General features: G+C 48.7%; 26 protein-coding genes and 2 pseudogenes. 12 read left to right on the forward strand and 16 right to left on the reverse strand.

The genetic code is table 11. The annotated features are described in order from the left end of the window. The first annotated feature begins 28 nt into the window (after positions 1-28). The 8 genes and pseudogenes from FN808_RS11425 (at position 29) to FN808_RS11460 (ending at position 5,387) form a co-directional block, all read left to right on the forward strand. Positions 29-1,435 carry a PQQ-dependent sugar dehydrogenase gene (locus FN808_RS11425; RefSeq protein WP_142714730.1) on the forward strand — a complete coding sequence of 469 codons (1,407 nt, stop codon included), beginning with the start codon at positions 29-31 and terminating at the stop codon, positions 1,433-1,435. A 59-nt stretch (positions 1,436-1,494) separates the two neighbouring features. Beyond that, positions 1,495-2,121, forward strand: coding sequence for a flavodoxin (locus tag FN808_RS11430; protein WP_142714731.1), 627 nt, complete (start codon positions 1,495-1,497; stop codon positions 2,119-2,121). A gap of 325 nt (positions 2,122-2,446) precedes the next feature. Continuing rightward, entirely contained in the window at positions 2,447-2,857 is a 411-nt protein-coding gene (locus FN808_RS11435) for a nuclear transport factor 2 family protein (RefSeq protein WP_434084134.1), read from the forward strand. A gap of 44 nt (positions 2,858-2,901) precedes the next feature. Further along, positions 2,902-3,888, forward strand: coding sequence for an aldo/keto reductase (locus FN808_RS11440; RefSeq protein WP_142714732.1), 987 nt, complete (start codon positions 2,902-2,904; stop codon positions 3,886-3,888). A gap of 110 nt (positions 3,889-3,998) precedes the next feature. After that, positions 3,999-4,055, forward strand: a pseudogene (locus tag FN808_RS19455) (twin-arginine translocation signal domain-containing protein); the annotation flags it as partial. A 36-nt stretch (positions 4,056-4,091) separates the two neighbouring features. Continuing rightward, a pseudogene (locus tag FN808_RS19255) lies at positions 4,092-4,280 on the forward strand (aldo/keto reductase); the annotation flags it as partial. An 87-nt stretch (positions 4,281-4,367) separates the two neighbouring features. Then, positions 4,368-4,844, forward strand: a complete 477-nt coding sequence (locus FN808_RS11455; protein WP_142714781.1) for a nuclear transport factor 2 family protein — start codon at positions 4,368-4,370, stop codon at positions 4,842-4,844. Positions 4,845-4,904: 60 nt separating this feature from the next. Then, positions 4,905-5,387 (forward strand): cupin domain-containing protein, encoded by a 483-nt coding sequence (locus FN808_RS11460; RefSeq protein WP_221930019.1) that lies wholly within the window; start codon positions 4,905-4,907, stop codon positions 5,385-5,387. 1,050 nt (positions 5,388-6,437) lie between these two features. Here the strand turns inward: FN808_RS11460 and FN808_RS11465 are convergent. The 5 genes from FN808_RS11465 to der form a co-directional block, all read right to left on the reverse strand. Continuing rightward, positions 6,438-6,908 (reverse strand): redoxin domain-containing protein, encoded by a 471-nt coding sequence (locus FN808_RS11465; protein WP_142714733.1) that lies wholly within the window; start codon positions 6,906-6,908, stop codon positions 6,438-6,440. Between the two features lie 60 nt (positions 6,909-6,968). After that, a complete protein-coding gene (locus FN808_RS11470) occupies positions 6,969-7,580 on the reverse strand; it encodes a hypothetical protein (RefSeq protein ID WP_142714734.1) in 612 nt (203 codons plus the stop codon). Positions 7,581-7,592: 12 nt separating this feature from the next. Next, complete coding sequence (locus FN808_RS11475) at positions 7,593-8,168, reverse strand: hypothetical protein (RefSeq protein WP_246068344.1); 576 nt, start codon at positions 8,166-8,168, stop codon at positions 7,593-7,595. Between the two features lie 7 nt (positions 8,169-8,175). After that, the gene (locus FN808_RS11480; protein WP_142714735.1) at positions 8,176-8,874 is read right to left on the reverse strand and encodes a NuoI/complex I 23 kDa subunit family protein; all 699 of its coding nucleotides are present in this window, start codon (positions 8,872-8,874) and stop codon (positions 8,176-8,178) included. A 91-nt stretch (positions 8,875-8,965) separates the two neighbouring features. Next, on the reverse strand, positions 8,966-10,273 hold the full coding sequence (gene der, locus FN808_RS11485; protein WP_142714736.1) for a ribosome biogenesis GTPase Der: 1,308 nt from the start codon (positions 10,271-10,273) through the stop codon (positions 8,966-8,968). Between the two features lie 566 nt (positions 10,274-10,839). Here der and FN808_RS11490 point away from each other — a divergent pair. From FN808_RS11490 to FN808_RS11505, 4 genes are read left to right on the forward strand one after another with little or no spacing between them, the layout of a single operon-like run. Beyond that, entirely contained in the window at positions 10,840-11,469 is a 630-nt protein-coding gene (locus FN808_RS11490) for a thymidine kinase (protein ID WP_142714737.1), read from the forward strand. 12 nt (positions 11,470-11,481) lie between these two features. Next, positions 11,482-12,816 carry a NupC/NupG family nucleoside CNT transporter gene (locus FN808_RS11495; protein ID WP_142714738.1) on the forward strand — a complete coding sequence of 445 codons (1,335 nt, stop codon included), beginning with the start codon at positions 11,482-11,484 and terminating at the stop codon, positions 12,814-12,816. Between the two features lie 23 nt (positions 12,817-12,839). Beyond that, positions 12,840-13,748: a peptidyl-prolyl cis-trans isomerase gene (locus FN808_RS11500; protein ID WP_142714739.1), complete on the forward strand. Its 909-nt coding sequence runs from the start codon at positions 12,840-12,842 to the stop codon at positions 13,746-13,748. Next, on the forward strand, positions 13,741-15,126 hold the full coding sequence (locus tag FN808_RS11505) for a peptidylprolyl isomerase (protein ID WP_142714740.1): 1,386 nt from the start codon (positions 13,741-13,743) through the stop codon (positions 15,124-15,126). Before FN808_RS11500 ends, FN808_RS11505 begins: the two co-directional genes overlap by 8 nt. 110 nt (positions 15,127-15,236) lie before the next feature. On the opposite strand, the gene FN808_RS11510 is transcribed toward FN808_RS11505, so the two are convergent. From FN808_RS11510 to FN808_RS11560, 11 genes are all read right to left on the reverse strand, one after another. Beyond that, positions 15,237-16,262 carry a S66 peptidase family protein gene (locus tag FN808_RS11510; protein WP_142714741.1) on the reverse strand — a complete coding sequence of 342 codons (1,026 nt, stop codon included), beginning with the start codon at positions 16,260-16,262 and terminating at the stop codon, positions 15,237-15,239. Between the two features lie 7 nt (positions 16,263-16,269). Continuing rightward, complete coding sequence (gene nadD, locus FN808_RS11515; RefSeq protein WP_142714742.1) at positions 16,270-16,866, reverse strand: nicotinate (nicotinamide) nucleotide adenylyltransferase; 597 nt, start codon at positions 16,864-16,866, stop codon at positions 16,270-16,272. Further along, positions 16,866-17,744, reverse strand: a complete 879-nt coding sequence (locus FN808_RS11520) for an outer membrane protein assembly factor BamD (RefSeq protein WP_142714743.1) — start codon at positions 17,742-17,744, stop codon at positions 16,866-16,868. The genes nadD and FN808_RS11520 overlap by 1 nt, the downstream gene beginning before the upstream one ends. Positions 17,745-17,761: 17 nt before the next feature. Continuing rightward, the gene (locus FN808_RS11525) at positions 17,762-18,754 is read right to left on the reverse strand and encodes a polyprenyl synthetase family protein (protein WP_142714744.1); all 993 of its coding nucleotides are present in this window, start codon (positions 18,752-18,754) and stop codon (positions 17,762-17,764) included. A 54-nt stretch (positions 18,755-18,808) separates the two neighbouring features. Further along, positions 18,809-19,840, reverse strand: coding sequence for a type 2 isopentenyl-diphosphate Delta-isomerase (gene fni, locus FN808_RS11530; protein ID WP_142714745.1), 1,032 nt, complete (start codon positions 19,838-19,840; stop codon positions 18,809-18,811). Between the two features lie 161 nt (positions 19,841-20,001). Then, the gene (locus tag FN808_RS11535; protein ID WP_142714746.1) at positions 20,002-20,526 is read right to left on the reverse strand and encodes a GNAT family N-acetyltransferase; all 525 of its coding nucleotides are present in this window, start codon (positions 20,524-20,526) and stop codon (positions 20,002-20,004) included. Between the two features lie 7 nt (positions 20,527-20,533). After that, positions 20,534-21,298, reverse strand: coding sequence for a M15 family metallopeptidase (locus tag FN808_RS11540; protein ID WP_185958366.1), 765 nt, complete (start codon positions 21,296-21,298; stop codon positions 20,534-20,536). Between the two features lie 64 nt (positions 21,299-21,362). Beyond that, positions 21,363-22,070 carry an SH3 domain-containing protein gene (locus FN808_RS18920; RefSeq protein WP_185958367.1) on the reverse strand — a complete coding sequence of 236 codons (708 nt, stop codon included), beginning with the start codon at positions 22,068-22,070 and terminating at the stop codon, positions 21,363-21,365. A 161-nt stretch (positions 22,071-22,231) separates the two neighbouring features. Continuing rightward, positions 22,232-22,966 (reverse strand): SDR family NAD(P)-dependent oxidoreductase, encoded by a 735-nt coding sequence (locus FN808_RS11550; RefSeq protein ID WP_246068345.1) that lies wholly within the window; start codon positions 22,964-22,966, stop codon positions 22,232-22,234. Positions 22,967-23,122: 156 nt separating this feature from the next. Continuing rightward, the gene (locus FN808_RS11555) at positions 23,123-23,647 is read right to left on the reverse strand and encodes a DUF2480 family protein (RefSeq protein WP_142714748.1); all 525 of its coding nucleotides are present in this window, start codon (positions 23,645-23,647) and stop codon (positions 23,123-23,125) included. A gap of 7 nt (positions 23,648-23,654) precedes the next feature. Further along, positions 23,655-23,993 carry a HesB/IscA family protein gene (locus tag FN808_RS11560; RefSeq protein WP_142714749.1) on the reverse strand — a complete coding sequence of 113 codons (339 nt, stop codon included), beginning with the start codon at positions 23,991-23,993 and terminating at the stop codon, positions 23,655-23,657. Positions 23,994-23,999: the final 6 nt, after the last annotated feature.

Below are 23,999 nucleotides of genomic sequence, written 5' to 3' on the forward strand. Positions count from 1 at the left end.
TCTACCTAAACCGAACGACATGAATACTATGGATATCAAAAATAGCTCTTCGCCCCACACTGGTAACAATTTCTCGCGCTCCTTTACCAGGGCTTCCCGCCTGCTTCCCATTTTATCAGTTTTTGTAACACTGCTGATTGCCGGATGCAGCGAACCAGTGGTCGACAGTGATTCCGAAGAGAGTCCAAAGATCGAGTGTGTGCCCGGCAACGGCGGTATTACCCTGCCGGAAGGGTTCTGTGCGAGCCTTGTGGTTGACAGCCTGGGCCCTGCGCGTCATATCGCGGTAGCATCCAATGGAGACCTCTACGTAAAGACGCGCAGCGAAGAGGGCGGCATCGCTGCCTTGCGTGATACCACCGGCGATTTTCGGGCGGACGTCATTGAACGTTTCAGTGACAGGACCCCGGTGGGCAGTGGAATCTTGTGGGAGACAGGCATGGCAATTCATGATGGATACCTGTGGGCTTCGAATACGGGGTCCGTTTATCGCTGGCCGATGCCCGAAGACGGCAGGCTCGTCCCCGTAGGTGATCCGGAGATCGTCGTCACCGGTTTCCCGGAACAGCGATCGCACGACTCCAAGTCCATTGCCTTTGATGACAGCGGTTATCTCTACGTAAATGTGGGCGCCCCGTCGAATGCCTGCCAGGAAGAGCCGCGAACCCCCGGTTCTCCGGGACAGGACCCATGTCCTCAGCTGGAGCGGCAGGCTGGTATCTGGCGCTTTCCGGCCGATTCGCTGGGACAGATGCAGCAGGAAGGTACCCACTACGCTACAGGCATTCGAAATGTCGTCGGCCTCGACTGGCACACCGAAACGGGTGTGCTCTACGCGATGCAGCACGGGCGCGACCAGCTCAATCAGCTCTGGCCGGACCTCTATACACAGGAAGAAAATGCCGAGCTGCCCGCAGAGGAATTACTGCGTCTTCCCGAAGGCGCCAATGCAGGCTGGCCCTACTGCTACTACGACGGCCAGCAGGCAAAGAAAGTTCTCTCTCCCGAATACGGCGGCGACGGACAGGAAGTCGGGCGCTGCGCGGAATACCTGGATCCGGTAGCGGCTTTCCCGGGTCACTGGGCCCCTAACGCCCTCCTCTTTTACACCGGCGATCATTTCCCCGAACGATACCGTGGCGGCGTTTTCATTGCTTTCCACGGTTCCTGGAACCGTGCCCCACTGCCCCAACAGGGCTACAAGGTCACTTTTACTCCGTTTGAAGATGGGGCGCCTGCAGGTGATTACGAGACGTTTGCGGACGGCTTCGCCGGTGCAGACTCCATTTCTGCCCCGAGCGAAGCAGCATACCGCCCGATGGGGCTGGCGCTGGGGCCCGACGGTGCACTTTATATCTCCGATTCCCAAAAGGGGCGCATCTGGCGCGTGGTATACACCGGTAAAAAAGATAAACAAGAGACGGTCGAGAGGTAGGGCTTCCAGGATCTATCCGCCACAGTCAACTTTTATAATTTGTGGACAAGCTTAACATCATGAAACAGAAAAATTCCTTCACGCTGCTGCTGGCAGCATTTATCGGCTTGATCTCCTGTTCATCTAATGCACAAGAACAGGATGTAGCCCTGCCCGAGGTTGATCAAGAGAAGATGCTAATCGTATACCTGTCCCGTACAGGAAATACCCGGGCAATAGCAGAAATCATCCACCAAAAAGTGGGAGGCAACATGATCGAACTCAAGCTGAGAAAGCCCTATCCCGAAAATTACGATGCTATTGTAGCACAAGTGGACCGGGAAAATGAAAAGGGATACCTCCCTCCTCTTGAAACTGATATTGATAATATCCAAGCGTACAATACAATATTAATCGGGTTTCCCACCTGGGATATGCAGCTGCCGCCACCGATGAAAAGTTTCTTGAGCAAATATGACCTGAGCGGTAAAACGGTAATTCCCTTCAATACCAATGGAGGGTACGGCCTGGGAAGCAGCATCCAACAGATAAACAGCCTATGTCCTGATTCCAACGTTTTGGAAGCCTTTTCCCTCAAAGGGGGATTGGAAAAAGAGGGCATACACCTGGCGATTAAGGGAGAACGAAGAAAAGAAGCCAAGGCCGAAGTCGTCAGTTGGTTGCGGGAAATTGGGATTCATCAGTAATAAAACAGTAATCCCTATATCACATTTAACAACAGAATTCTGTAGAAAAGGTGGGCCATCGCCCTAAAGATAACCTAAGGTCTCCAAGAGGGACTTTAGGCATCCTGGCCGTGAACGTAATCCAAGAGTTCCTCTCCCGATAGTTTTCGGGACAAGCTTTGGAGAAGGAGGACAGGGGGATTGACCAACTTTATACGTATAGTTCTTTCTTTATAAACCGGTAAAAGCGTTGAAATAACAATTATATAACCCATAAATAATCGTCAATATGAAAACACTTATTACAGCAATAAAGCCAGTACTGGTCGGACTGTTTTTAATTACAATGAGCATGCCATCCCTTGCACAACATTCTGAGGTGGAGCAGGAAATTAGAAATCTATCCAAACAGAAATGGCAGTGGATGGCAGACAAAAATGTGGATAAACTCGCCACCCTTTTTCATGACAAGTCAAAATTTGTCCATATGAGCGGAACCTGGAACAAAGACCGGGAGCTCGAAATCATTAATAGCGGGAGCATTTGGTACAAGAATGCAGATGTTCATGAGGTTGCCGTGGAAATTGTTGGCAACACGGCCATTCTTTGGAACCGCATTACGCTGGTGGCTGTGGTCCGGGGCAATGAGGTGTCGAATGAGTTTACGGTTACCGAGGTCTATAAACAAGAAGAGAACGATTGGAAGTTATTAGACTTGACCTTTAGCAGTGTGCGAGACACCCATAGCATTGAATGATCACAGACAGAACCCTTTAACAAATCATCCATATAGGCAGTATTATGCAAACACGAATGCTCGGTAGTAGTGATCTGAAAGTTTCAACCATTGGACTCGGTTGCATGGGCATGAGTTATGGCTATGGTCCGGCTGCTGATAAACAAGAAATGATTAGCCTGATACGTACCGCTTTTGATGAGGGGGTCACCTTTTTTGACACCGCTGAGGCCTATGGACCATACAACAATGAGAAACTGGTGGGCAAAGCGCTGGCACCGATTAGAGAGGAAGTGGTGATAGCCACCAAGTTTGGAATCTATCACGATAACAATGGAACCCAGATTCTCAACAGTCATCCTGATCAGATTCGTAAAAGCGTCGAGGGCTCGCTAAAGCGGCTCGACATTGATACTATTGACCTCTGCTATCAGCACCGGGTAGATCCGGATGTTCCAGTTCAAGAGGTGGCAGGAGCCGTTAAAAAGTTGATTAAAGAGGGAAAAGTGAAACATTTTGGAATGTCGGAGGCCGGTGTGAGGAGTATCCGAAAAGCCCATGCCGTGCTGCCGGTTACCGCGATCCAGAGCGAATATTCCATGTGGTGGCGAAAGCCGGAAGACCAATTGCTGCCTACGCTGGAAGAACTCGGCATAGGATTTGTTCCTTTTAGTCCGTTGGGCAAAGGATTTTTAACCGGTGCGATTGACGAAGATACCACCTTCTCAGAGAATGACTTTCGAAATATCGTACCGCGGTTCAACAAGGAAAACCGCAAGGCCAATCAACAGCTGGTGGAGCTGCTTGGAGAAATTGCGGATCATTACGGCACAACCCGTGCCCAGATTGCCATCGCCTGGGTGCTGGCTCAAAAACCGTGGATCGTCCCTATCCCCGGCACTACAAAGCTGAAGCACCTAAAAAGCAATATAGCAGCGGTCGATATTGCACTCTCGTCGGATGATCTTGACCAAATTGATCAGGCCTTGTCTAAGATTGATATTCTGGGCGCCCGATACCCGGAAGAGCTTGAGGCAAGAACTGGTAATTAAAAGGGCTTTTTAACATTAATGTCAATTAATGTTCAACTCCATAAGTCGTTAGTATGAATAAGGAATAAAGCTCAACCAGCTCAGATAACTGTGGAAGCAGTACCACAAGTCGACGTGATTTTCTGAGAAAAACGGCAGGTGCGGGAGCCTGCGTCGCCTTTGCATCCCTGGCATGGGGAATGTCAAAAGCTCAGTCGAAAAAAAGTCAGAGGGGGATTGTTGTTATTCCGAAAACAATCCGGAAGGAACGAATGAAGGAAAATATTGACGTCTTCGATTTTGTACCCTCAGACCAAGATATGACCTCTATTCGGTCGCTTGATACCGGGGAGAGCCAGTTTTTCAGCCACCGTGATCCAGAGATTATCAAGTGGTTTTCCGAGAGGACATAATAACTAAACAATTCAATTAATAATAAATCAACAAAAATTATGAAGCAGGCGAATGTTATGAGCAATGGCAAACTTGCAGACACAGGAATAAAAGTATCAGTTCTGGTCCTGTGTTTTTTTATAACGGATATACACTGGTCCTTTGCACAACAAAATGAGGCAAGTACTTCGGCGGAAAGGAACACGGATGCAGAGCAGGAAATCATTAATCTCTCCGAAGAGAAGTGGCAGTGGATGGCAGATAAAAACGTGGATGCCCTGGAGAATCTATTTCACGAAAAAGCTGAGTTTGTCCATATGGGCGGATCCTGGGGTAAAGAACAAGAACTCAATATCATCGAAAGTGGAGGCATTTGGTACAAAAACGCAGACATCCATGAGGTATTGGTTAACATTATTGACAATACAGCCATTCTCTTAAACCGGATTAGCCTGTTGGCTGAGGTGGGCGGCAATGAGGTTACCAATCCCTTCGAGGTTACTGAAGTGTATGTGAAGCAGAACGATGAGTGGAAGTTGGCCTCTTTGTCGTTTACAAGGCTGATGAATTCGGAAGGTCATTGATTCACAAAAACCCTTCTTCTTAGGTACCTTAACTAATCCGTCATCCCAAATTCATCCACTATGAAAACCATGCAAACATCGAGCTTAACTTTAGTAATAGCCTTGCTGCTGTTGCCTGTTCTCCAGGCGAGGGCCCAACAGGAACAAAAATGGGCTGAGGAAGACACCATTTTTCCCAGGGGTGAAAAGATTGAAAACGATCATTTTAATGGGGCTGCATGGGTGAGCTTCTTGATCCGTGGCGACAGCACCAATCAAACATCGGTCGGGAACGTTACTTTTGAGCCGGGGGCTCGAACGAATTGGCACTCCCATCCGGCCGGCCAGATTATATTGGCTACAGGAGGTGTCGGCTATTATCAGGAGAAAGGAAGCCCCAGGAGAGTCCTGCGTAAAGGCGATGCGGTAAAATGTCCGCCCAATGTACCGCACTGGCATGGGGCAAGTCCTGATCAAGCATTTGTCCAAATAGCCATCACGGGCCGGGAACATGGTCCTACCGAATGGCTCCGTCCCGTAAGCGAGGAAGAGTATCATAGATGAATTTAAAACCAATGAAAACCTTTCCCGGAAATATTTTAAGAACCATGCTTAGCACTGTATCTGCCTCCCGTTTATCTCATAAAGGTTTTCCATGCCTCCCTCCTGTTATAGTAAACTATCCAGCCGGGGCTTAGCATTGGTATTACAGTCATGGAGGCTCCGTTATCGAGTGGATAACTCTAAAATAACAATATTTTGTTGTTAGCGAATCATTAGGAACTCAGGTTCCGTCATCTGTTACATCATAGCCGCCTTCCCGGGATATTTAGCCCTGCCAGTTTCCTGTATACCTCATCCCGTACAGATTTGCTTTCAATGCCAATTGTCAGCATGCTCCGGGATTGATCGATGTCGACCGATTAGACCCATAGTTTGACGGAGATCTCTCTGGATACCTCTTTTTCCACTAAAGAAGAATAATAAAGGCATACCGGCTTTTTCATAAGATATGGAAGGCGATTGATTTGACAGCGCTGTCGCGATAAGGTCCGAGTTAGAGAATATCCCTGTCTTTTACCTGTTGCTGCGCCGGGTTGGTAAGACAGATACTCAGCTGGTTGGACTTATAAATAAGCAGTCCGCCGAATCGGGGTCTTTGACGGGCCCGGTCGGACAAGCTATCAGCCTGGACAGAAACCCTTTTGGCTTTTGCATAAGATCCGCTTGATAGAAGCGCTGAAGCTATTGAAGCCGGGGGTATTAAATCAGAACTGCTCCATCCCGGGCAGCTGCTAATACCAGCAGGCCTGTACTGTTAACAATTCTCATTGTACCCATTTTCTTCTATTAGTTGACCTATAAAGCAGCCGGGAGGAAAACAGTGACATTCCGTTTATCTCTATTTCGTATTACACGGCAGTTAGCGGTAATACGTAGTCCGGCCGATCAATGGATTCTCAGCGGCTAACCATCCAATGGTTACAGTCTCCATATTCACTACGGTTACTCTTGAAAAATGGCACTCACAACGGGCTGTTCCTCTTTAGGCAGAGGGATCAACAGGTCGCCTATTAAGCTGCTCTTGTCCTTAAAAAGGGGCTCTACTCTCTGTTACGACAAGGTCCCAAGTACCTGCTGCACCGCCTTGAAGTCAGGCAGATCCCCGGAATCCTCAAGCACTTCCCTGTGCCGGATGATGCCATCCTCGCCGATGACAAAGACGGCCCGCCTTGCCACTCCCTTCATGCCGAAATAATCCTCATAGAGCACATTATAGGAACGGGCTACTTCTTTATTAAAATCACTCAGCAGGGTAAAATTGAGGTTCTCGGCTTTTTTAAAAGCGTTGAGTGCAAAAAAACTGTCGACACTGACAGCCAGAACCCGGGCATTCATTGCATGGTACAATTTCATATTGTCACGTGTAAAGCACAGTTCTTCGGTACATACGCTTGAAAACGCCAGCGGGAAAAACAGCAGCACCACTTTTTGCTTTTCCTTGAAATCGGCAAGTGAAATCTTGTTGCCTTCCGTATTAAGCAGCGTAAAATCAGGAGCGGAATCGTTAACTTCTGGAATCATGACAATCCGGGTTATATAAATTAGGCGTTCAGCTGATGTTATTACCGTTTCTGAGCGGCATTAATAGCTGTGAGCGTACTTGTAGCCCAAGAGCGTTGTAACCATGCCCCCGCCCAGCAACAGTTTCCATATCCAGGCAAGTGATGTTATTCTGAGTGCCGGGATACCCCAATAGAGTAAAAAACAGAGCCAGAACAGTGCAATGCCTGCCAGGATGAGGATATATTTCTTCGACCGGTAGGTATAGATACCGTACATCATAGCGGATACAACGAGCGCTCCCCCCTGGTAGAGAAAGAACAACCACTTTTTAAGCACGAGGCTGTCGTAGACAAAAAAGTAGGATAGGATAATGGAAAGCGGCAATGCCGTGTATGCCAGGGGAAACTGGGCGAAGACGGGTTTGGATTCTCGAATAAATACGGCCAGCGCGCTCAAAGTGAAAGCCAGGCTGATGAGATGGCTCCATTCGATAATAAAGGTAACCACTGTGGCAACGGCGGACATTTCAACGAGGTGTCCGATTATGACGGTCACCTGCATGAAGGCAAATATGATGGCAGCGATGGTAAGTCCCAAAAATTTAAGCCGTCCCCTGCCCCGTGCAAATTCTACCAGCTCATAGGCGGCATAACCGCTGATCAGCAAAAGCAGGATATCGATCCAGAGCATAAAAAGATAGGTCTAGGAAGGGTTATCTGTTGGATGTTCTCCATTGTGCTCTTGTCGCTGATGACGCTGTTTAATTTCCCTCTGGGTCTGTTTCTCCTTGCTGTACTCCATTACCTGGCTCGCAATTTGTTTCAGCATTCTCCGGTCAAAACGAACCATCTGCTGCATAACCCGGATCAGTAAAATTTGTTTATCATTATCATAAATAACTGTCTCCCAATCAATTAATGGGATGCCTTTGATCGCATTTACAACCCCTGCCCGATGCTTGGATATCTTGCGAAGCACCTTTTGGATGTCTTCGATTTCACCATCAAACTCAAAGCTCTCTTCAAAATGAGGAAAGTTCTTGAGGTGGGTTGGTCGTTTGCTCTTTACGGCTTCATCAAAGATGGGGCGATAGTAATCTGTCTGGGCATGATCGATAAAGAGCAGTATTTCACCGATCGAGCGTTTGCCCGGGGGAGCCTGGTTGTAGGGAACGCTGTCAATGACATATTGCAGGGCATCAGCCTCATCCTGCAAATAGGCCGCGTCCTCAATGAGCTGGTCAACCTCTTCCTGAGAAATCTCTCGGTCAGCCATCATCGTTTAATTACCGTACCCATGGAGATTCGGCTTCTACATTGTCATTGTGTCTTTGTTGCTCAAGCATGTCAAAAAGGGAAAGGCCGGAGTTAAATTCCCGGTCGCGGTCACGGACGGAGTGAATGTTATTTTCTTCCTGGAAGTCCCAAAATTGACCGAATTGATGGTTTTTATAATTTCGGAGAAAATCCAGGCGTTCCTTCAAATCCTCTTTGGGCACCAGGAGCCGTTGTTTGTCATAAATGGCTTCTTCCCGGGACTCAAAAACAATATCGTAATCTTTGCTCATAACGATGGCCTCTTCGGGACAGACTTCCTCGCAATAGCCGCAGTAGATGCAGCGAAGCATGTTAATTTCAAAGAAATCGGGATAGCGCTCCTTGGGATCATCCGCATCCTCGTTGGCCTGCATACTGATGGCCAGCGGCGGGCATGCCCGGGCACAAAGCCCGCATGCGACACAGCGCTCTTTGCCTCCGTCCTCTACCAGTACCGGACGTCCGCGAAAGATGGAAGGGGGATCCCATTTCTCTTCGGGATAGCGAAGGGTAACCTTGGGCATAAACATCTGTTTCAGCGTATACCAGAGCGCCTTGAAAATTTCAGGGAGATAAATATTTTCCCAAAAAGAGAAATCGCGTTCACGCTCAAAATTCTCGTTAAGCGTGTTTGCCCGCGGTTGTTCTAAGTTTTGTGGTGCTGCCATCTGTCTGCTGTAAGAAAATAGTGGTTATTGCTCAACTAAGTATCGCTGGAAAAATAACTGATAAAATGATTCACATCAAAGGTAAAATCATTTATTTCTTTTTGAATGTCATGGTTATGGGAACCCCCTCAAAGCCGAATTCCTGCCGGATCTTATTTTCTATGAACCGACGGTAGTTGGCGGGTAATTCCTTGGGGATATTCATAAAAAACTTGAAGACCGGCGGGTTTGATTTAACCTGGGTACAATACTTAATTTTCAGAGGCACGCCTCTTCGAATGGGCAGGGGTTTTTCTTTCAGGATACGGTTTATAAAATCATTCAAGTCAGGCGTACTAATTCTCTTTCGGCGCTCCTGGAGCACCCTGTCGGCTACGGTAATAACCTTGTGGATACGCTGGCCGCTCAGCGCAGAAATTGAAACGATGGGCACATAATCCATCATCGGGGCCCGGCTGTAGATATATTCCTCAAACTCTTTGTGAATGTGGGTGTCTTTTTCAGGCACCAGGTCCCACTTGTTAAGTACAATGACAATACCCTTGTTATATTTTTCTGCTTCCCGCAGTATATGCTTGTCCTGGGCTTCAAAACCCCGCATGGCATCAAGCATGAGGATGGCAATATCGCATTCCTTGAGCGCCCGGTCTGTGCGTACAGTGCTGTAAAACTCTACATTCTCTTTGACCTTTCGCTTTTTCCGAAGTCCGGCGGTATCAATAAGGATATAGTCCTTGTTCTCATAGGTTAGCCGGCTGTTAATGGAATCACGGGTTGTGCCTGGAATATCCGTGACGATACAGCGCTCGTTGTTTAAAAGAGCATTGATAAAACTGCTTTTACCCACATTGGGACGTCCCACAATGGCCAGTTTTGGTGTCTTGTCCTCCTCTTCCTCCTGCTCCTCGGGCAGGAGCTTGACCAGTTCATCCAGCAGATCGCCGGTTCCCCTGCCGTTAATAGCCGATATGGGGAAAAGCTGCTCAAACCCAAGGGCATAAAATTCGGTGGCATTGAGGGTTCGCTCATCATTGTCTGCTTTGTTGGGCACCAGCAGCACGGGCTTGTCCTGTTTACGCAGCAGTTCAGCCACGGCCTGGTCCAGACTGGTAATGCCGCCCTCGGCATCAACAACAAACAGGATAACATCCGATTCCTCCAGTGCGATGTGCACCTGCTCCCGGACCCCAGCCACGAGCACATCACTCTCATCCGGAAGGTACCCCCCCGTATCAATAACATTGAATCTCCGCCCGTTCCAGAATGATTCTCCGTAATGGCGATCGCGGGTAACACCGTACTGATCGTCCACAATAGCCTTGCGACTGCCAATGAGACGATTGAAAATAGTAGATTTACCGACATTGGGTCGGCCTACAATTGAAACTACCGGAAGCATCTGGAATTTATTCTTAATTTATCTGATATTGTTAAGGTAACCGGAGAAAATAATGAATTAACTGGTCAAAGTAGAGAACAAACTCTATGCTTCAAACCTTTTACAATAGCTTTGGTTTTATAGGATCAATTTCGATCTCGTTCCTGATATTTTTACTCTTTATATTTTGGCTGGCCGGAGTTGCCGGCATATCACAGCTGAAAGACGGCAAAGCCAAAAATGTAAAACTGTTTTTCTCCATTTTCTTCCCCCCTTATCCCATTGTATGGCTGTTCTGGGATATGCAAACCCAAAGCAGACTTATGAAGGAAGAAAGTGTTGATTGAATAGCTTTTTCCCATCTTCCGGTTATCCTGCCCTTCCTCTAACGCACAGATCAGGCCAATTCACTCTTTTTATTTTTCGTCTTACAAAGATATATTTCACCGACTATGAAAGAACGATTAACTTAGGCCTCGGCGCTGTGCATGTCTCCGGCTGCGACTGGCGCCCTCCCCCGGAGTGCAGGACGCCGGCAGCCATAATGCACGCTTAACAGACATATCCAGAATCTTTATCCCTGATTTATGCTAAACGAACCGTCATTTGTTCCCGATCATATTGGATGGATTGAAGTCATCTGCGGAGGGATGTTCAGTGGCAAAACGGAAGAGCTGATTCGCAGAGCCAAGCGGGCTCATATTGCCGGACAGAAAGTTGTGGTTGTCAAGCCCAAGATGGATGATCGTTACAGTGACGACAATGTCGTATCACACAATGAGAATGCCCTCCCCGGGCTGGTGGTTGATACGGCCGACCAGATGGTATTGCTGACCAGCGATGCGCAGGTGGTTTGTATTGATGAGGCCCAGTTTTTTGACAGTCAGCTGATCAATGTAGCCAATACTCTGGCCAATGACGGAAAGCGAATTATTATTGCCGGTCTGGATATGGATTTTGAAGGCCGCCCCTTTGAGCCGATGCCCCAGCTTCTGGCCATTGCAGAATATGTAACCAAACTCCATGCCATCTGTACAGAAAGTGGAGCCATGGCCCATTATTCCCAGCGTGTGGTAGATCATAAAGATCGCATGCTGGTAGGCGAAGCCGACGCATATGAACCCAGAGCCCGCCACTGCTTCCGTCCCCCCGTCGACGAACGAAGAGGAAAGCCGGTTACTCCCATAACCAGGCAAAATCCCAATAACGAATCATAGAAGACCCCTATAATGATTGATATTCTCCGCGGGATCATCGGAATGACGGCTATCGTCGGTATCGCTTATGCATTCAGCCAGAATAGGAGCAGGATCAACTGGCGGCTGGTGGGCACCGGTCTGGGCATTCAGTTTATACTGGCTGTTTTTATCTTGAAGGGACGGGATATGGCTGAATACTGGACACCGCTGGGCTGGCCCAAAGATTTCTTCAGCTGGATTTCCTCTTTTTTCGTGATTGTTCTCGACTTCACCACGGAAGGAGCCACGTTTATTTTCGGTGACCTGGCCCTGAGTCCCGGCATGGAAGACAGCATGGGCAATTTCTTTGCTTTCCAGGTCCTGCCCACCATCATCTTCTTTGCCTCTCTTACGGCTATTCTCTATCACTACGGCATTCTGCAGCGACTGGTACAGTATATGGCCCGGGGCATGCAAAAGCTGATGGGAACCTCCGGGGCAGAATCTCTCTCGGTCATTTCTAATATTTTTGTCGGCCAAACAGAAGCCCCCCTTGTTGTGGAACCCTATATTAAAAAAATGACCAAATCGGAACTCCTTGCAGTCATGACGGGGGGCATGGCAACCATTGCCGGCGGGGTCATGGCCGCCTATGTGCAGATGCTTGGCAATTCCTATGCCCAGGCCCAGGGGGTCTCGCTTGATATCGGACGGTTGATGTTTGCAGAACAGCTTCTGGGAGCCAGTCTCATGGCGGCTCCTGCTGCACTTGTCATCGCCAAAATTCTATACCCGGAGGTGAGCAAACCGGTAACCAAGGGGGATGTTCAGATCGATATTGAACAGCCTGATGCCAATGGTATTGACGCGGCGGCCAGCGGGGCGGCTACAGGGCTAAAATTAGCTGCTAATGTTGGCGCTATGCTATTGGCTTTCATTGCGTTGCTGGCAATGGGGAACTATTTTTTGGAAAATTTTGGAACGATGACCGGGATCAATGAGCTCATTCCCGGTGGGAGCCTTCGCATTGAAACACTGCTGGGATGGATTTTGGCCCCCGTTGCTTTTCTTGTGGGAGTTCCGTGGGAGGATGCCATTCATATGGGATCTCTCATTGGAACAAAGGTGGTGCTTAACGAGTTTGTAGCATATCTTCAGCTTTCTGACATGGTGGGGAATGCGACCCTGAATCCCAAAACCGTAACCATGGCTACTTTTGCCCTGTGCGGCTTCGCCAATTTTTCATCTATTGCCATACAGATTGGCGGTATTGGGGGATTGGCTCCCAGCCGCAAATCTGAACTGGCCCAATTTGGGCTCAAAGCTGTTCTGGCGGGCACCCTGGCCAATTTGATGACTGCAACTATTGCAGGAATGTTATTTTAGATGACAAAACAGATATCCTTTTCATGAAACCTATTACCTGGCTGGCCCTTCTGTTCCTTCTTCCGCTCGGCTGCACGCAGATGCAGCCTGAGGAAAACCCCAACCGTATTGCCCGGGTAGGCAGCACCTATCTAACACTCGACCAGGCTAAAAAAGCAATTCCTTCATTTATGTACGGGCCGGATAGTACGGCGGCCATTGAACAGTATCGCACGCAATGGATACAACAGCAATTGGTGCTGCAGGAGGCAAACAAGCTGAAGCTTGAAGAGCAGGAGGAAGTCCAGGAGAAATTGCGTCAGGCCCGGCGTGAGGTTTTGAAAGAGGCTCTCCGCTCGCATGTGATTACAAGCCAGGTCGACTCCGTGGTATCCGACCAGGAAGCCATAGACTTTTATGAGGCAAATAAAGAGGATTTCGCACTGAGTGAAGCCTATGTGCGGTTCCGTCACCTCGCTGTCGAGGGCATTGAAGACGCCCGCGCGGCCAAGCAGAGTCTCCGGGATGGAACAGCCTGGGATACGGTGGCGACAACCTATGCTCAAGATCCGGAGGAGGCCATACGCCGGGCCCGCCGGTTTCAACCTGTTTCGCGGGCCCTGTCGGAAATTGAAATTATGAATCGCTATCTCCAGATCATCGGTGAAGGAGAAGTCTCCGCTATTCAGCGGGTTAATGGCCTGTATCACTTTGTACAGCTTACAGAAAAAAAGGAAGCGGGCGAATATGCAGACCTGGACTGGATCATGGAGGAAGTTAAAAACTGGATTATTCTCGACAAAAGGAAGCGAAAATTCAATTCCTACCTAAAGAATCTTTATCTTAGGGCCGAGTCGAATAATGAAATAGAAGTTTTTAACGTTTTACCTGCGAAGTCTAATTCTAAACATACCCCTATAGATACCCTTGAAAGTACCTCAACTGATGAATAAGATTTATTTAACGTTTCTTTCAGCATTTATTCTCCTGTTCATGCCCGACTGGAGTCAGGCACAGGAAGCACAAAATGAATCCATTGACCAAATCGTAGCCGTTGTCAATGATCATATTATCCTGAAATCAGAAGTGGACCAGCAGGTGCAGCAGTATATGCTGCAGATGCAGCAACAACAGAATCAACGCATCCCTTTTGGCGAGGATATGTGGTATGCCGTATTGCAGAATATTGTGGATCGCAATATCATGCTGGATCAGGCCAAACGGGATTCTGTCGAAATATCCAACCAGCAGGTTGACCAGCAGATCAACCAGCGTATCCAGCAGACTATTCAGCAAGTGGGTAGCGAGCAGGCACTTGAACAGCAAATGGGAAAAAGTATTGTACAGATTCGTGCCGATTTGCGTGAAAACTATCGCGAGCAGATGATCGTTCAGCGCCTGCAGCAACAGAAACGTAACGAAATTCAAATCACACGTCCCGAGGTCAAAGCCTACTTTGAAAATATTCCGCAGGATTCTCTGCCTACAATTCCAGAACAGGTAAGTCTCTCGCAGATTGTCATTACCCCTCCCCCGCTTGAAGATGCCCGCCAGCAGGCCCTTGAACGGGCCCGGCAGCTCCGTGATTCACTGATCAATCATGGCAAAACCATTGAAGAACTGGCCAGGAAATACAGCGACGGTCCCTCTGCATCGGATGGCGGTAAACTGCCGCTTATGTCGCTCGATGAGCTCGTATCCGAGTATTCGGCAGCGGCCTCGGCCCTGGCGCCCGGCGAGATATCCAAGGTAGTGGAATCCTCTTTTGGTTTTCATGTCATTCGCCTGAACAAGCGGGTTGGTGATCAGATTGACACCAATCATATTTTAATTACAATTGATGAGGAAAGCTATGACGACCAGGCGGCCATAAACCGCTTGAAAGCGCTCAAAGATTCCATTCAAACCAATGAAGATGTGAGTTTTGCCGATGTTGCACGCGAGCATTCGGAAGATCCCAATACTGCTCCGCTCGGTGGACGTCTGCTGAATCCACAAACCGGAGAGCGGCTGCTGGCCCTCGAACAGCTGGATCCTGCCCTCTACCGTATTGTTCTTCTTCTGGAAAACGAGGGGGATATTTCCGAACCCCGTTCCTTTCAGCTGGGGCAAAACAACAATTCCAAACGCGCCTTTCGCATTGTACGGCTGAACAAGCATGTTGAAGAGCATGTGGCCAATTTTGAACAGGATTACAATCGTATTAAGGCGGTTGCCCTGCAGCAGAAACAACAACGGATGATTGAATCCTGGATTGCCGATCTGAGGGATGAAATGTACGTTGAGTATAAAATTCACATCCCCGAGAATTACCGGAATATGAACCTCTAACACTTCCTTTCCGTTCTTATCGAGACTACCTGTACAGGGTATTCATGGGGCCGGTGATGTTGATTTAATTTCTTCTCAGCACAAGCGGTAAGGTTCAATGCTGGAATACGTTATGTCCGAACAGCAGACTCCAGAAGGGTGATGCTGCCTTCCCCGGCATTCAGTTCTGCGCTGATGCCGACAGGCAGTGTGCCCATATGATCAATGTGTCCGAACAGCGCCCCTGAAAAAGCGGGAATTTGCAGCGGTTTGATATGTTGATCCAGTATTTCGCGGAGTGTAAAGCCATGCTCGTCGGAAATATCACAAGCCGTACACTGACCAAATACAAGAGCCGATATCCTATCAAGGATACCGCTTAACTTCAGCTGGGTTAACATCCGATCAATCCGGTAAACATCCTCACCCACATCTTCCAGAAACAGGATACTTCCCTCCCATTCTGGCAGATAATCGGATCCGATCATTGCGGTAAGCACGCTCAGATTGCCTCCTAAAAGGCGCCCCCTTGCCTGGCCAGGGCGTATGATATTCAACCGATCATACTCCTTGCTGACGTGCAATGAGCGGCGCCTGAGCGTAGTCAGGGCTGACGACCCCAGCAGCTTGTGAAAGTGACGCTTGGTGAAGGTGGTCCATACCACCTTGGCTACGGGGCCATGGAAAGTAGTAAGTCCGGTTTTGGCTTGTATAGCCAGAAGGAGCGAAGTTATGTCGCTAAATCCCACCAGTATTTTGGGATGCTTTTGAATGAGTTCATAATTAATGAGATCCAGAATGCGGTTGCATCCCCACCCTCCCCGGAACGGCATGACAGCATCGACCGAGGGATCGGCAAACATCGCATTCAGATCTGCAGCCCGCTGCTCATCAGTCCCCGCCAAATAGCCGTATTTCCGGCGGGCGTTGGCCCCCTCTTTGGTCTTGTATCCCAGCTGCTGAATGCGTTCCACAATCTTGTCATAGTCCGTATCGTCCCCAATGATACCAGCGGGACTTATCAGACCGATGGTATCTCCCCTCGACAAGGCTTTGGGCTTAATCACCCCTTTCCCGTCAACCATGGCTGCTTTATAGTTAAAAAAGGGGGCCATCCCTCCAATCCCGATGAGCTGTAGAAACGTTTCCCGATTCATTAGGCATTCACCCGGTATATAGTTTATGCTCGGTAATGATCTGTGCCACCCGTGGCGGCACCAACTTTGATATATCCCTCCCCTCTTTGACACGGTTTCTTACCTGTGTCGACGAAATGGCGACCGGCGCATGCTCCACATAGTGGACTTTCCTCGTGATCTCGGCATCCAAATTCTCCGTCTCAAAAGATGGACGGGCTGCTACCAGCAGATCGCAGTACGTGAGCAGCTCCTTCCACATGTGCCAGGTACGAAAGTTGAGGAGCGAGTCCTCCCCGATGCATAAAAAGAAGTTGATGCCTGGTTCCTTTTCCGTCAGGTATCGGAGGGTCTGGACCGTGTAATATGGTGGTTGAAGCCTGCGTTCCAGATCACTGACGCTTATCTGATCCTCCCCATCAAAAGCGGCCTCAAGCATTTTAAGACGCAGATCATAATCCGCAGGCTTTCGGCTGGATTTATGGGGTGATTCAGGCGTCAGGAGCACCCTTAGATTGGATATATAACCCGATTCAACAAAGGATCGGGCAATAGCCAAGTGTCCGTTGTGTACCGGATCATAGCTCCCCCCCAGTAAGCCCACCGACTTCCCTGCAGATGCCATTACCTCGAACTGTTTGCGGCAGCATTGTTGCTGCTCACTGCACTGCCCTCCTGTGAGCTGTTGCTTTCCCCGAGATCTGCAAGGGCCGCACGGGCATCATCGACATGGTCTTCAGCTTCCGAGCGATATTGACCTTCGGGAAATAACTGGATGAAGGTTTCATAGGCATCAACGGCAGCCTGGTATCGCTCACGCTGCTTGGCCTGCACACTGCGATCTGCATAAACAACATAGGTATTTATTTTATCTACAAGTGCGCGCTGTGCCCACATGGATTCAGGATAATTGTCAATAGTGAGATCATAGTACACGATAGCCGCTTCATAGCTGTCCGTCTGCATATAAAGGCGAGCTGAATGATAAAGCTTTTTGGCAAGCTTGGAGCGAAGCTCCGTAATGTACCTGGCGGCCTCCTCTACCCGTTCGGAATTGGGATAGCGCGAATTATACAGCTGGAATTTTTCAATGGCTGTACGAGTGTGTTTCTGATCAAGCTTGTAGCGGGGACTTAATTTATAGTAGCTGTATGCTTCCTTGAACTGTGCCTCCTCCCTTTTGTCTGCACGCGGATAGAGGGTGACAAAGCGGCTGTATTCTGCACTGGCAAGCAGATAGCGGCCACTCTTGAAATAGGATTCAGCAAGATAGAACTGTGCCTCCTGGCCATAGTCCGTGCCTCGTCCCAGCTGGATAACCGTCTCGAAAGCCTCCGCCGCATCCGTGTACTCCTCTGACTGGTACAAACTCATTGATTTTTTAAAGGCCGTGGGAAGTGTGTCACCGCGCTGAATCAGATCCTCATTCTTGCACGACAGCAGAACTGCAGTGATAAGCAAGAGACAGGATATTCTAAAAAAGGGAGTATAAATATTTTTCATGTCACTAAATTTGACTTTCAGTATTCTCGGGATATCAAACGATTTAAAAGGGTGATAATTTCATCCTTGTAGGATGAAGCTGCGAAAGTATCAATATGTTCCATTGCTTCTTCGTAAAAACTTCGTATAACGCTTCGGGTGGCACTAATGACATTCAGCTCTTTATATAATTCGATAACCGAAACGACCTCATCATCAGAGGTATCGTTATGAGACAGAATGGCCGACAGACGTTTCCGCTGCTCGGGACTGCATCGTTGTAACGCAAGAAGAGACAAATATGTTTTCTTGCCTTCTCTGATATCACCTCCACGCTGTTTGCCAAATTTCTCAGGGTCAGCGACAACATCCAGCAAATCGTCCTGGATCTGAAAGGCGATACCGGTCTTTTTGCCTATCGTCCTGAGGCGGTCAATAATGGCAGCATCGCCCGTGGCCACCCGGGCCCCAATGGCCAGCGATGTACTGATCAGGGCGGCAGTCTTGCCGTCAATCATTTTCAGGTAGTCTTCAAGGGTAACCTCCTGTTTATCTTCAAAATCAAGATCGTAGGCCTGCCCCTCACAAACGCTCTGTGCACTGTCCAGAAAAATATCAACAATTGCTGCGTAATGATCTTTGGTATACGCTTCGGCATAGCCGTAATACTGGAGTTGTCTAAAAGCCTTGGCATATATGGCATCCCCGGAGAGTATAGCAGTGTTGGCATCCCATTTTTTATAGACGCTGGGCTGCCCCCGCCTCGTATGGGCGGCATCCATGATGTCATCATGCAACAAAGTGAAGTTATGCAGCAGCTCCACGGCAATAGCCGCTGGAAGGGCTTCTTTAACATCACCTTCACAAAGACCGCAGCCGATGAGGGTCAAAAGGGGTCGTATTCGTTTCCCGGGAAGCTCCAGGGTATAGCGAATAGGATCATACAGCGAGGCCGGTGCCTCGGGTAAACTGAGCCGATCAAAACCCTCGTCAATGAGATTTGATAATTCTTGCTGTGTAGTAACTTGCACGTGGTCTATACTGAATTTCTAAAAGGCCAAATATAAGCATTTTGAAGCAAGATGTTACCTGCTCCTTCGCTTTATTTCAATATGATGCGGGGACAGCTCTTCCAGTTGTTCGCATCCCAGCAGAGTAAGAATTACGCGCAACTGATGACACCAGCTATGGAAAAGTGACTCCAGCCCCTGCATGCCATCACTCACCACGGCCTTAATAACAGGTTGGGCGGAAGCAGCAAACCGGGCCCCCAGGCACAAGGATTTAGCAATATCGTGACTCGAACGTATGCCGCCGGAAGCAATAATATCAAAAGAGTAATCGTGCTTGAGGTCTGTCACCTGACGCAGGCATTCCGCGGTAGGAATCCCCCAATCGTCAAACTGAGGAGAGGGCTTCTGGTTACTTTTGCGCCTGTTTTCCACCTTTGCCCAGCTGGTGCCGCCGGCTCCTGCTACATCAATCACTTTAACACCGATTTCAAGCAACTGTTCGGCTATCTCTCCGGATATTCCGGCCCCGGTTTCTTTTACTATCACGGGCACTTCGATAGATTGAACCAGCATGGCAATGCCTTCCTTGATGCCTTTGAATCTTCGATCCCCTTCAGGCTGCATAAGCTCCTGCAGAGGATTCAGGTGCACGATAACCGCATTGGCCTCGATGGAATCAACGAGAAGACGTACCTGTTGAGAAGGAAGTCCGCCGATAAGTTGGGCACCCCCGATATTGGCGGCTATAAACGCACTGGGAGCCCGCTTGCGAACAATAGAAAATGAAGACTCCGCTTTGGGATTATCAAGCATGATGCGCTGGCTGCCCACGCCGAAAGGGAGATTGTATTTTTCGCAGAATTCAGCAATGATAGCATTCACAGCCCCTGCATCCGTATATCCTCCCGTCATCGATGAAATAAAGAGCGGAAAGGCAAAAGAGCGCCCCAACAGACTGGCCTGCGTCGACACCTCGTCGGTATTGACTTCGGGCATGGCGTTGTGTACAAACCGGTATTGTTCCAAACCGGTTGTCTGCCGATAGTTCATCTGCCCCGTAGTCGTTAGCTCTACATGATCTATTTTACGCTGTTTAATCGACATGGGCTGACCGAAGACTAGTTTTTATGATTTGAAAGTAAGGTAGGCAAGTAAGTCGGAAAGCGAAAATATATCTGTCCATTCTCCGGGAATAAATCAGCCTTTCCGGTGTAAAGATCGAGGACGTCATTTAGACTCAAGCCGATGTCCGGCTGCCCGTGCGCTCAGGCTTGACCGCTGGCCGCATGCTGTGCCATATTCCGCAGCGCCCGACCGCTAAGCCTGTATGTTGTCCAATCATCCAGTGGCCGGGCCTTGAGAGACTCATAAAAGTCGATGGCGGGTTTATTCCAATTTAAAACCGACCATTCCAAACGTGCACAGTCGCGCTCGACCGCAAGCTGAGCCAGAAAGGCAAGTAATGCAGTTCCAATGCCCCTGCCGCGGGCAGATGGATTCACATAAAGATCTTCCAAATAAATCCCCGCCTGCCCCCTGAAGGTGGAAAAGCTGTGAAAAAAAAGGGCAAATCCCACTGGTTCATCCCGATCATAAGCCAGCAGCACTTCGGCATAGCTCTGCTTGCCAAATAGATTTTTTCTCAGAAGCTCTTCTGTAGCCACTACCTGGTCTGCCATCTTCTCATAGGCGGCAAGTCCGTGAATGAAATCGAGAATCAGGGCCGTATCCTCCTTTTCTGCAAAGCGAAGGTAGCAGCCCGGTATGTCGGTAGGGATCTTCTGCGGCATAAGGGCATCAGTTGCTTTGCTGTTTTATCTTCAATGAAATACCGTTTACATAATTCTTGACCATATCAATTTCTTTGGCAAGCTCCGCCCCTTTGAACCCTGTGATATCAGCATTCGAGACATGATTGTTATAGTAGGCCAGATAATGCCTTGCCAGCGGGAGGTAGGACCAGTGCCACTTCTCCTCGTTGTAGCCGGTGCGGCCGTTCAGATCTTTCGAGGTATAGGGCTGGTAAAATCCAAAGTCATTGGCATGGGCCTTCAGCCATTCATACTCCTTTTTACCCTGTCCGTTTTCAAAATAAGTGTTATTGAGATCGTTGAGATCGACCTCGGTGCCCCAGTGATGGCGCGAAGTCATCGGCATGGAGCTGTATTCGAGAATTCCAAGGGCCTTCTGCATGTCGGAGCCGGCCGTGGAGTTGCTCCATTTTCGATCCCAGATCGACTTCTGGTAATTGAAATTGCGGGTCCCGGAAATAAGAGTAAATGAAATACCGTCATTTTCTGCGCTGTCAACCATCGCCTTATAGGCCTCATACGCTTTCCTGTGAAGATAGATCTCCTTGTTGGCATATTCGGGATCAACACGCACAAAATCATCATGCGACCTGAAATCAAACTGCCCGGTAACAAAATCGATAGAAACGTCCACCTGCAATGTGTCGCCGGCAGCTTCTGTTGCCTTGCCAGAAGCACTTTCTTGTTTATCAGAAGAAGGTTTGTCTGCACTGCAGCTTATCAGGAACCCAATAAGCAGAAAAAAGATCATTCTCATAAATCTGTAAATAACAACTGAGGTTTACATTATGGATAATCAACAGAAGATACGAATACTACAATTCTTTTATAAACTTGCCATAAATCCAACCAGTGATGCCATCGCTGGTATGAATCTTATACCATGTTTCCCCGCTTATAGCTTCCACATCACGCTTGCTGATCGTGGCTTCAACCCTGCCATAATCGGGGGTGGAGAAAGAAGCCCGGACCGAATCATTTAAATCGTCCAGTATGTTAATGGCCTTCCCTCCCGGCAGTTTTATTGTATTGCCCCCCTCGGTAATGGTTACATCGCGTTTTAGAATGGCTTCCTTGCTGTTACCTGAACTATATTGATCCAGGATTTTGACAACAGTCCCCTCGTTGGCTACAACACCGGCGGATGGCGACCGGGTGGTGTGGTCACTCCTGATGATAATATTCGAACCTGTCACGCGTCCTTCTGTTGCGGTTCCGGACAGCTCTTCCATTTTCTGCTGTGCTTCCGGTCGATGCGAGCCTTCGGGAAATTCCTTGAGATATTTTTCAAATGACCGGGCAGTCGTATCATGCTCGATCGCCGTCCAGTAACGGTTGTCAGCGCGTTTTCTGGCTTTTTCAAGATGCTCGCCATCCGGGTTCTCTGAAATATAGGCCTGATAGGCTTCGTAGGTATCGGCTTGCCGGGCCTCTTCCCATGTCGAAGAACTGCAGGCCGAAAGCAGGCTCATTACGGACAATGTTACGACAGCGACAGAGAAATGAATAAATTTGGCGTACATGGTAGTCGGTTACCGTTGGAGTAGCTATTTGTTTAACCTTTTATGACAGATCAGTTTAATTAAAATATGAACATCAAAAAAGTGTTGAGACAGAATTTTAAGCAGCTGCAAAAGCCGGGGGGGGGGATCAGTGAAGGCGCCCTACTCCCCCTGTTCAAATATCAGAGCATATAACTTCCACCATTGATATGAAAAGTGCCCCCCGTCATGTGAGGCACTTTGCCGGATGCCAGGAAGGCGACCAGTTCACCCACCTCTTCCGGCGATGTAATTTCATCAAAAGCAGTACCCTCAGTCAGGTACTCCTCGCCATAAATATCGACGGCCTCCCTGGCCATGTCCGTATTGATGAATCCGGGAGCAATGGTATAGGCATAAATATCATCACGGCCAAAATCACGCGCTATGCTTTTGGTGAAGGCCACCATCCCTCCTTTTGAGGCGGCATACGAGGCATATTCCTGGGTATCGCCCCGGTAGGCCGCTCTGGAAGCGATATTGATCAGAATTCCACCGCTTCCCTCCCGCTTCCACCCATTAAGGGCCCACTTGGAAAGAAGAGCCGGCGACCGAAGGTTGATATGCATGGTGCGGTCCCAGTTTTTCAGCCAGCTTATGTCACTGTCGGAAAAATCAGAATGCTCGGAAATGCCGGCATTGTTGATGAGGATTCCCGGTGATTGGTCCCGTTCAAAAATGGGTTTCAAGCGTTCCCGGAGCTGTTCGAGATCTGCAAGATCAATATGCAGTCCTTCAAAGTTTTGATGTGACGCAAGTTCATCGGGAAATGCAGATCCGCGTGCGGTTCCAATGACCGCAGTTCCCTCTCTCAGCAGTGTTTCAGTGATACTTTTGCCAATGCCCCGGGAGGCACCGGTTACTAATGCATACATCATCGGGCTGTTCAAAGTCAAGGATTATTACAGTTCTACCATTGGTGATGGCCTCAAAATCGGTCCTCAGGGGATTACAAGCAAGCCTTAATTACCGTTTTCTACCTGAGGAATTTTAGGATACTTACATCCTGTCGGCTGAAGGGGAAAGGATCTGTTTTAGCCGCGATACACAGGGACATTGGAACAGGCTTCGCCGTACATGATCTTTTTCACATGTGGTATTAGTTTCTGGGTCACATACAGGTATACGCTGTCGGGGACCGGACGATCGTCATCACTGCACCCTTTGAGAATGACAAATTTGTCCTGGTACCGGCTCCAGTCAACATCATCGAGTCTGCGGCGGAACAGTTCGTGTATGATCTCATCGGGTTTTCCCTTGAATACCTCTTTGGCATGAGGCGCCAGGTGCTGACCAACCAGCATATAGGCCCATTTGGAGAGAATAGCATCTGTCGAGCAGTAGACACAAACATACTGGTCGTCGTAACGGCTCCAGTCGTACTCGTCAAGCTGCTTGCGAAATTCCTTTTCCTTGAGAATCAGCCCCTTGAACAAAAATTGTTTCAGGTCGAGGCCCTCGCGGGTTGTTGAATCAAAGTACTGCTGCAAGTCGATAGTGACGAGTTTGTCAGACTGCTTAACCTTGTTGACAATTTCGTCTTGCGTATCTGTAGCCATAGTTTATTTAAACTGAAAATGATTCTCCGCAGGAGCAGGTACGCGTTGCATTGGGATTCTGAAAATGGAACCCCTGCCCTTCCAATCCTTCCGTGTAATCCAGTTCAGTTCCGGAGAGGTATAAAAAGCTGCGCATGTCTACAATCAATTTGATTCCATTATCCTCAAATTCCTGGTCTTCCTCTGATCCCTGTTGGGGATCAGCGTCAAAATTGAGATCATACGTTAACCCCGAGCAGCCACCACTGACGACACCTACCCGTAATTTGGCCTCATCGGGCACATGCTGCTCTTTACGAATCTCCTTGATTCGATGTGCTGCTCGATCGCTGATGGTGATTGACATAACTAC

Source organism: Fodinibius sediminis (assembly GCF_900182555.1).
Taxonomy (GTDB): Bacteria; Bacteroidota; Rhodothermia; order Balneolales; family Balneolaceae; genus Fodinibius; species Fodinibius sediminis.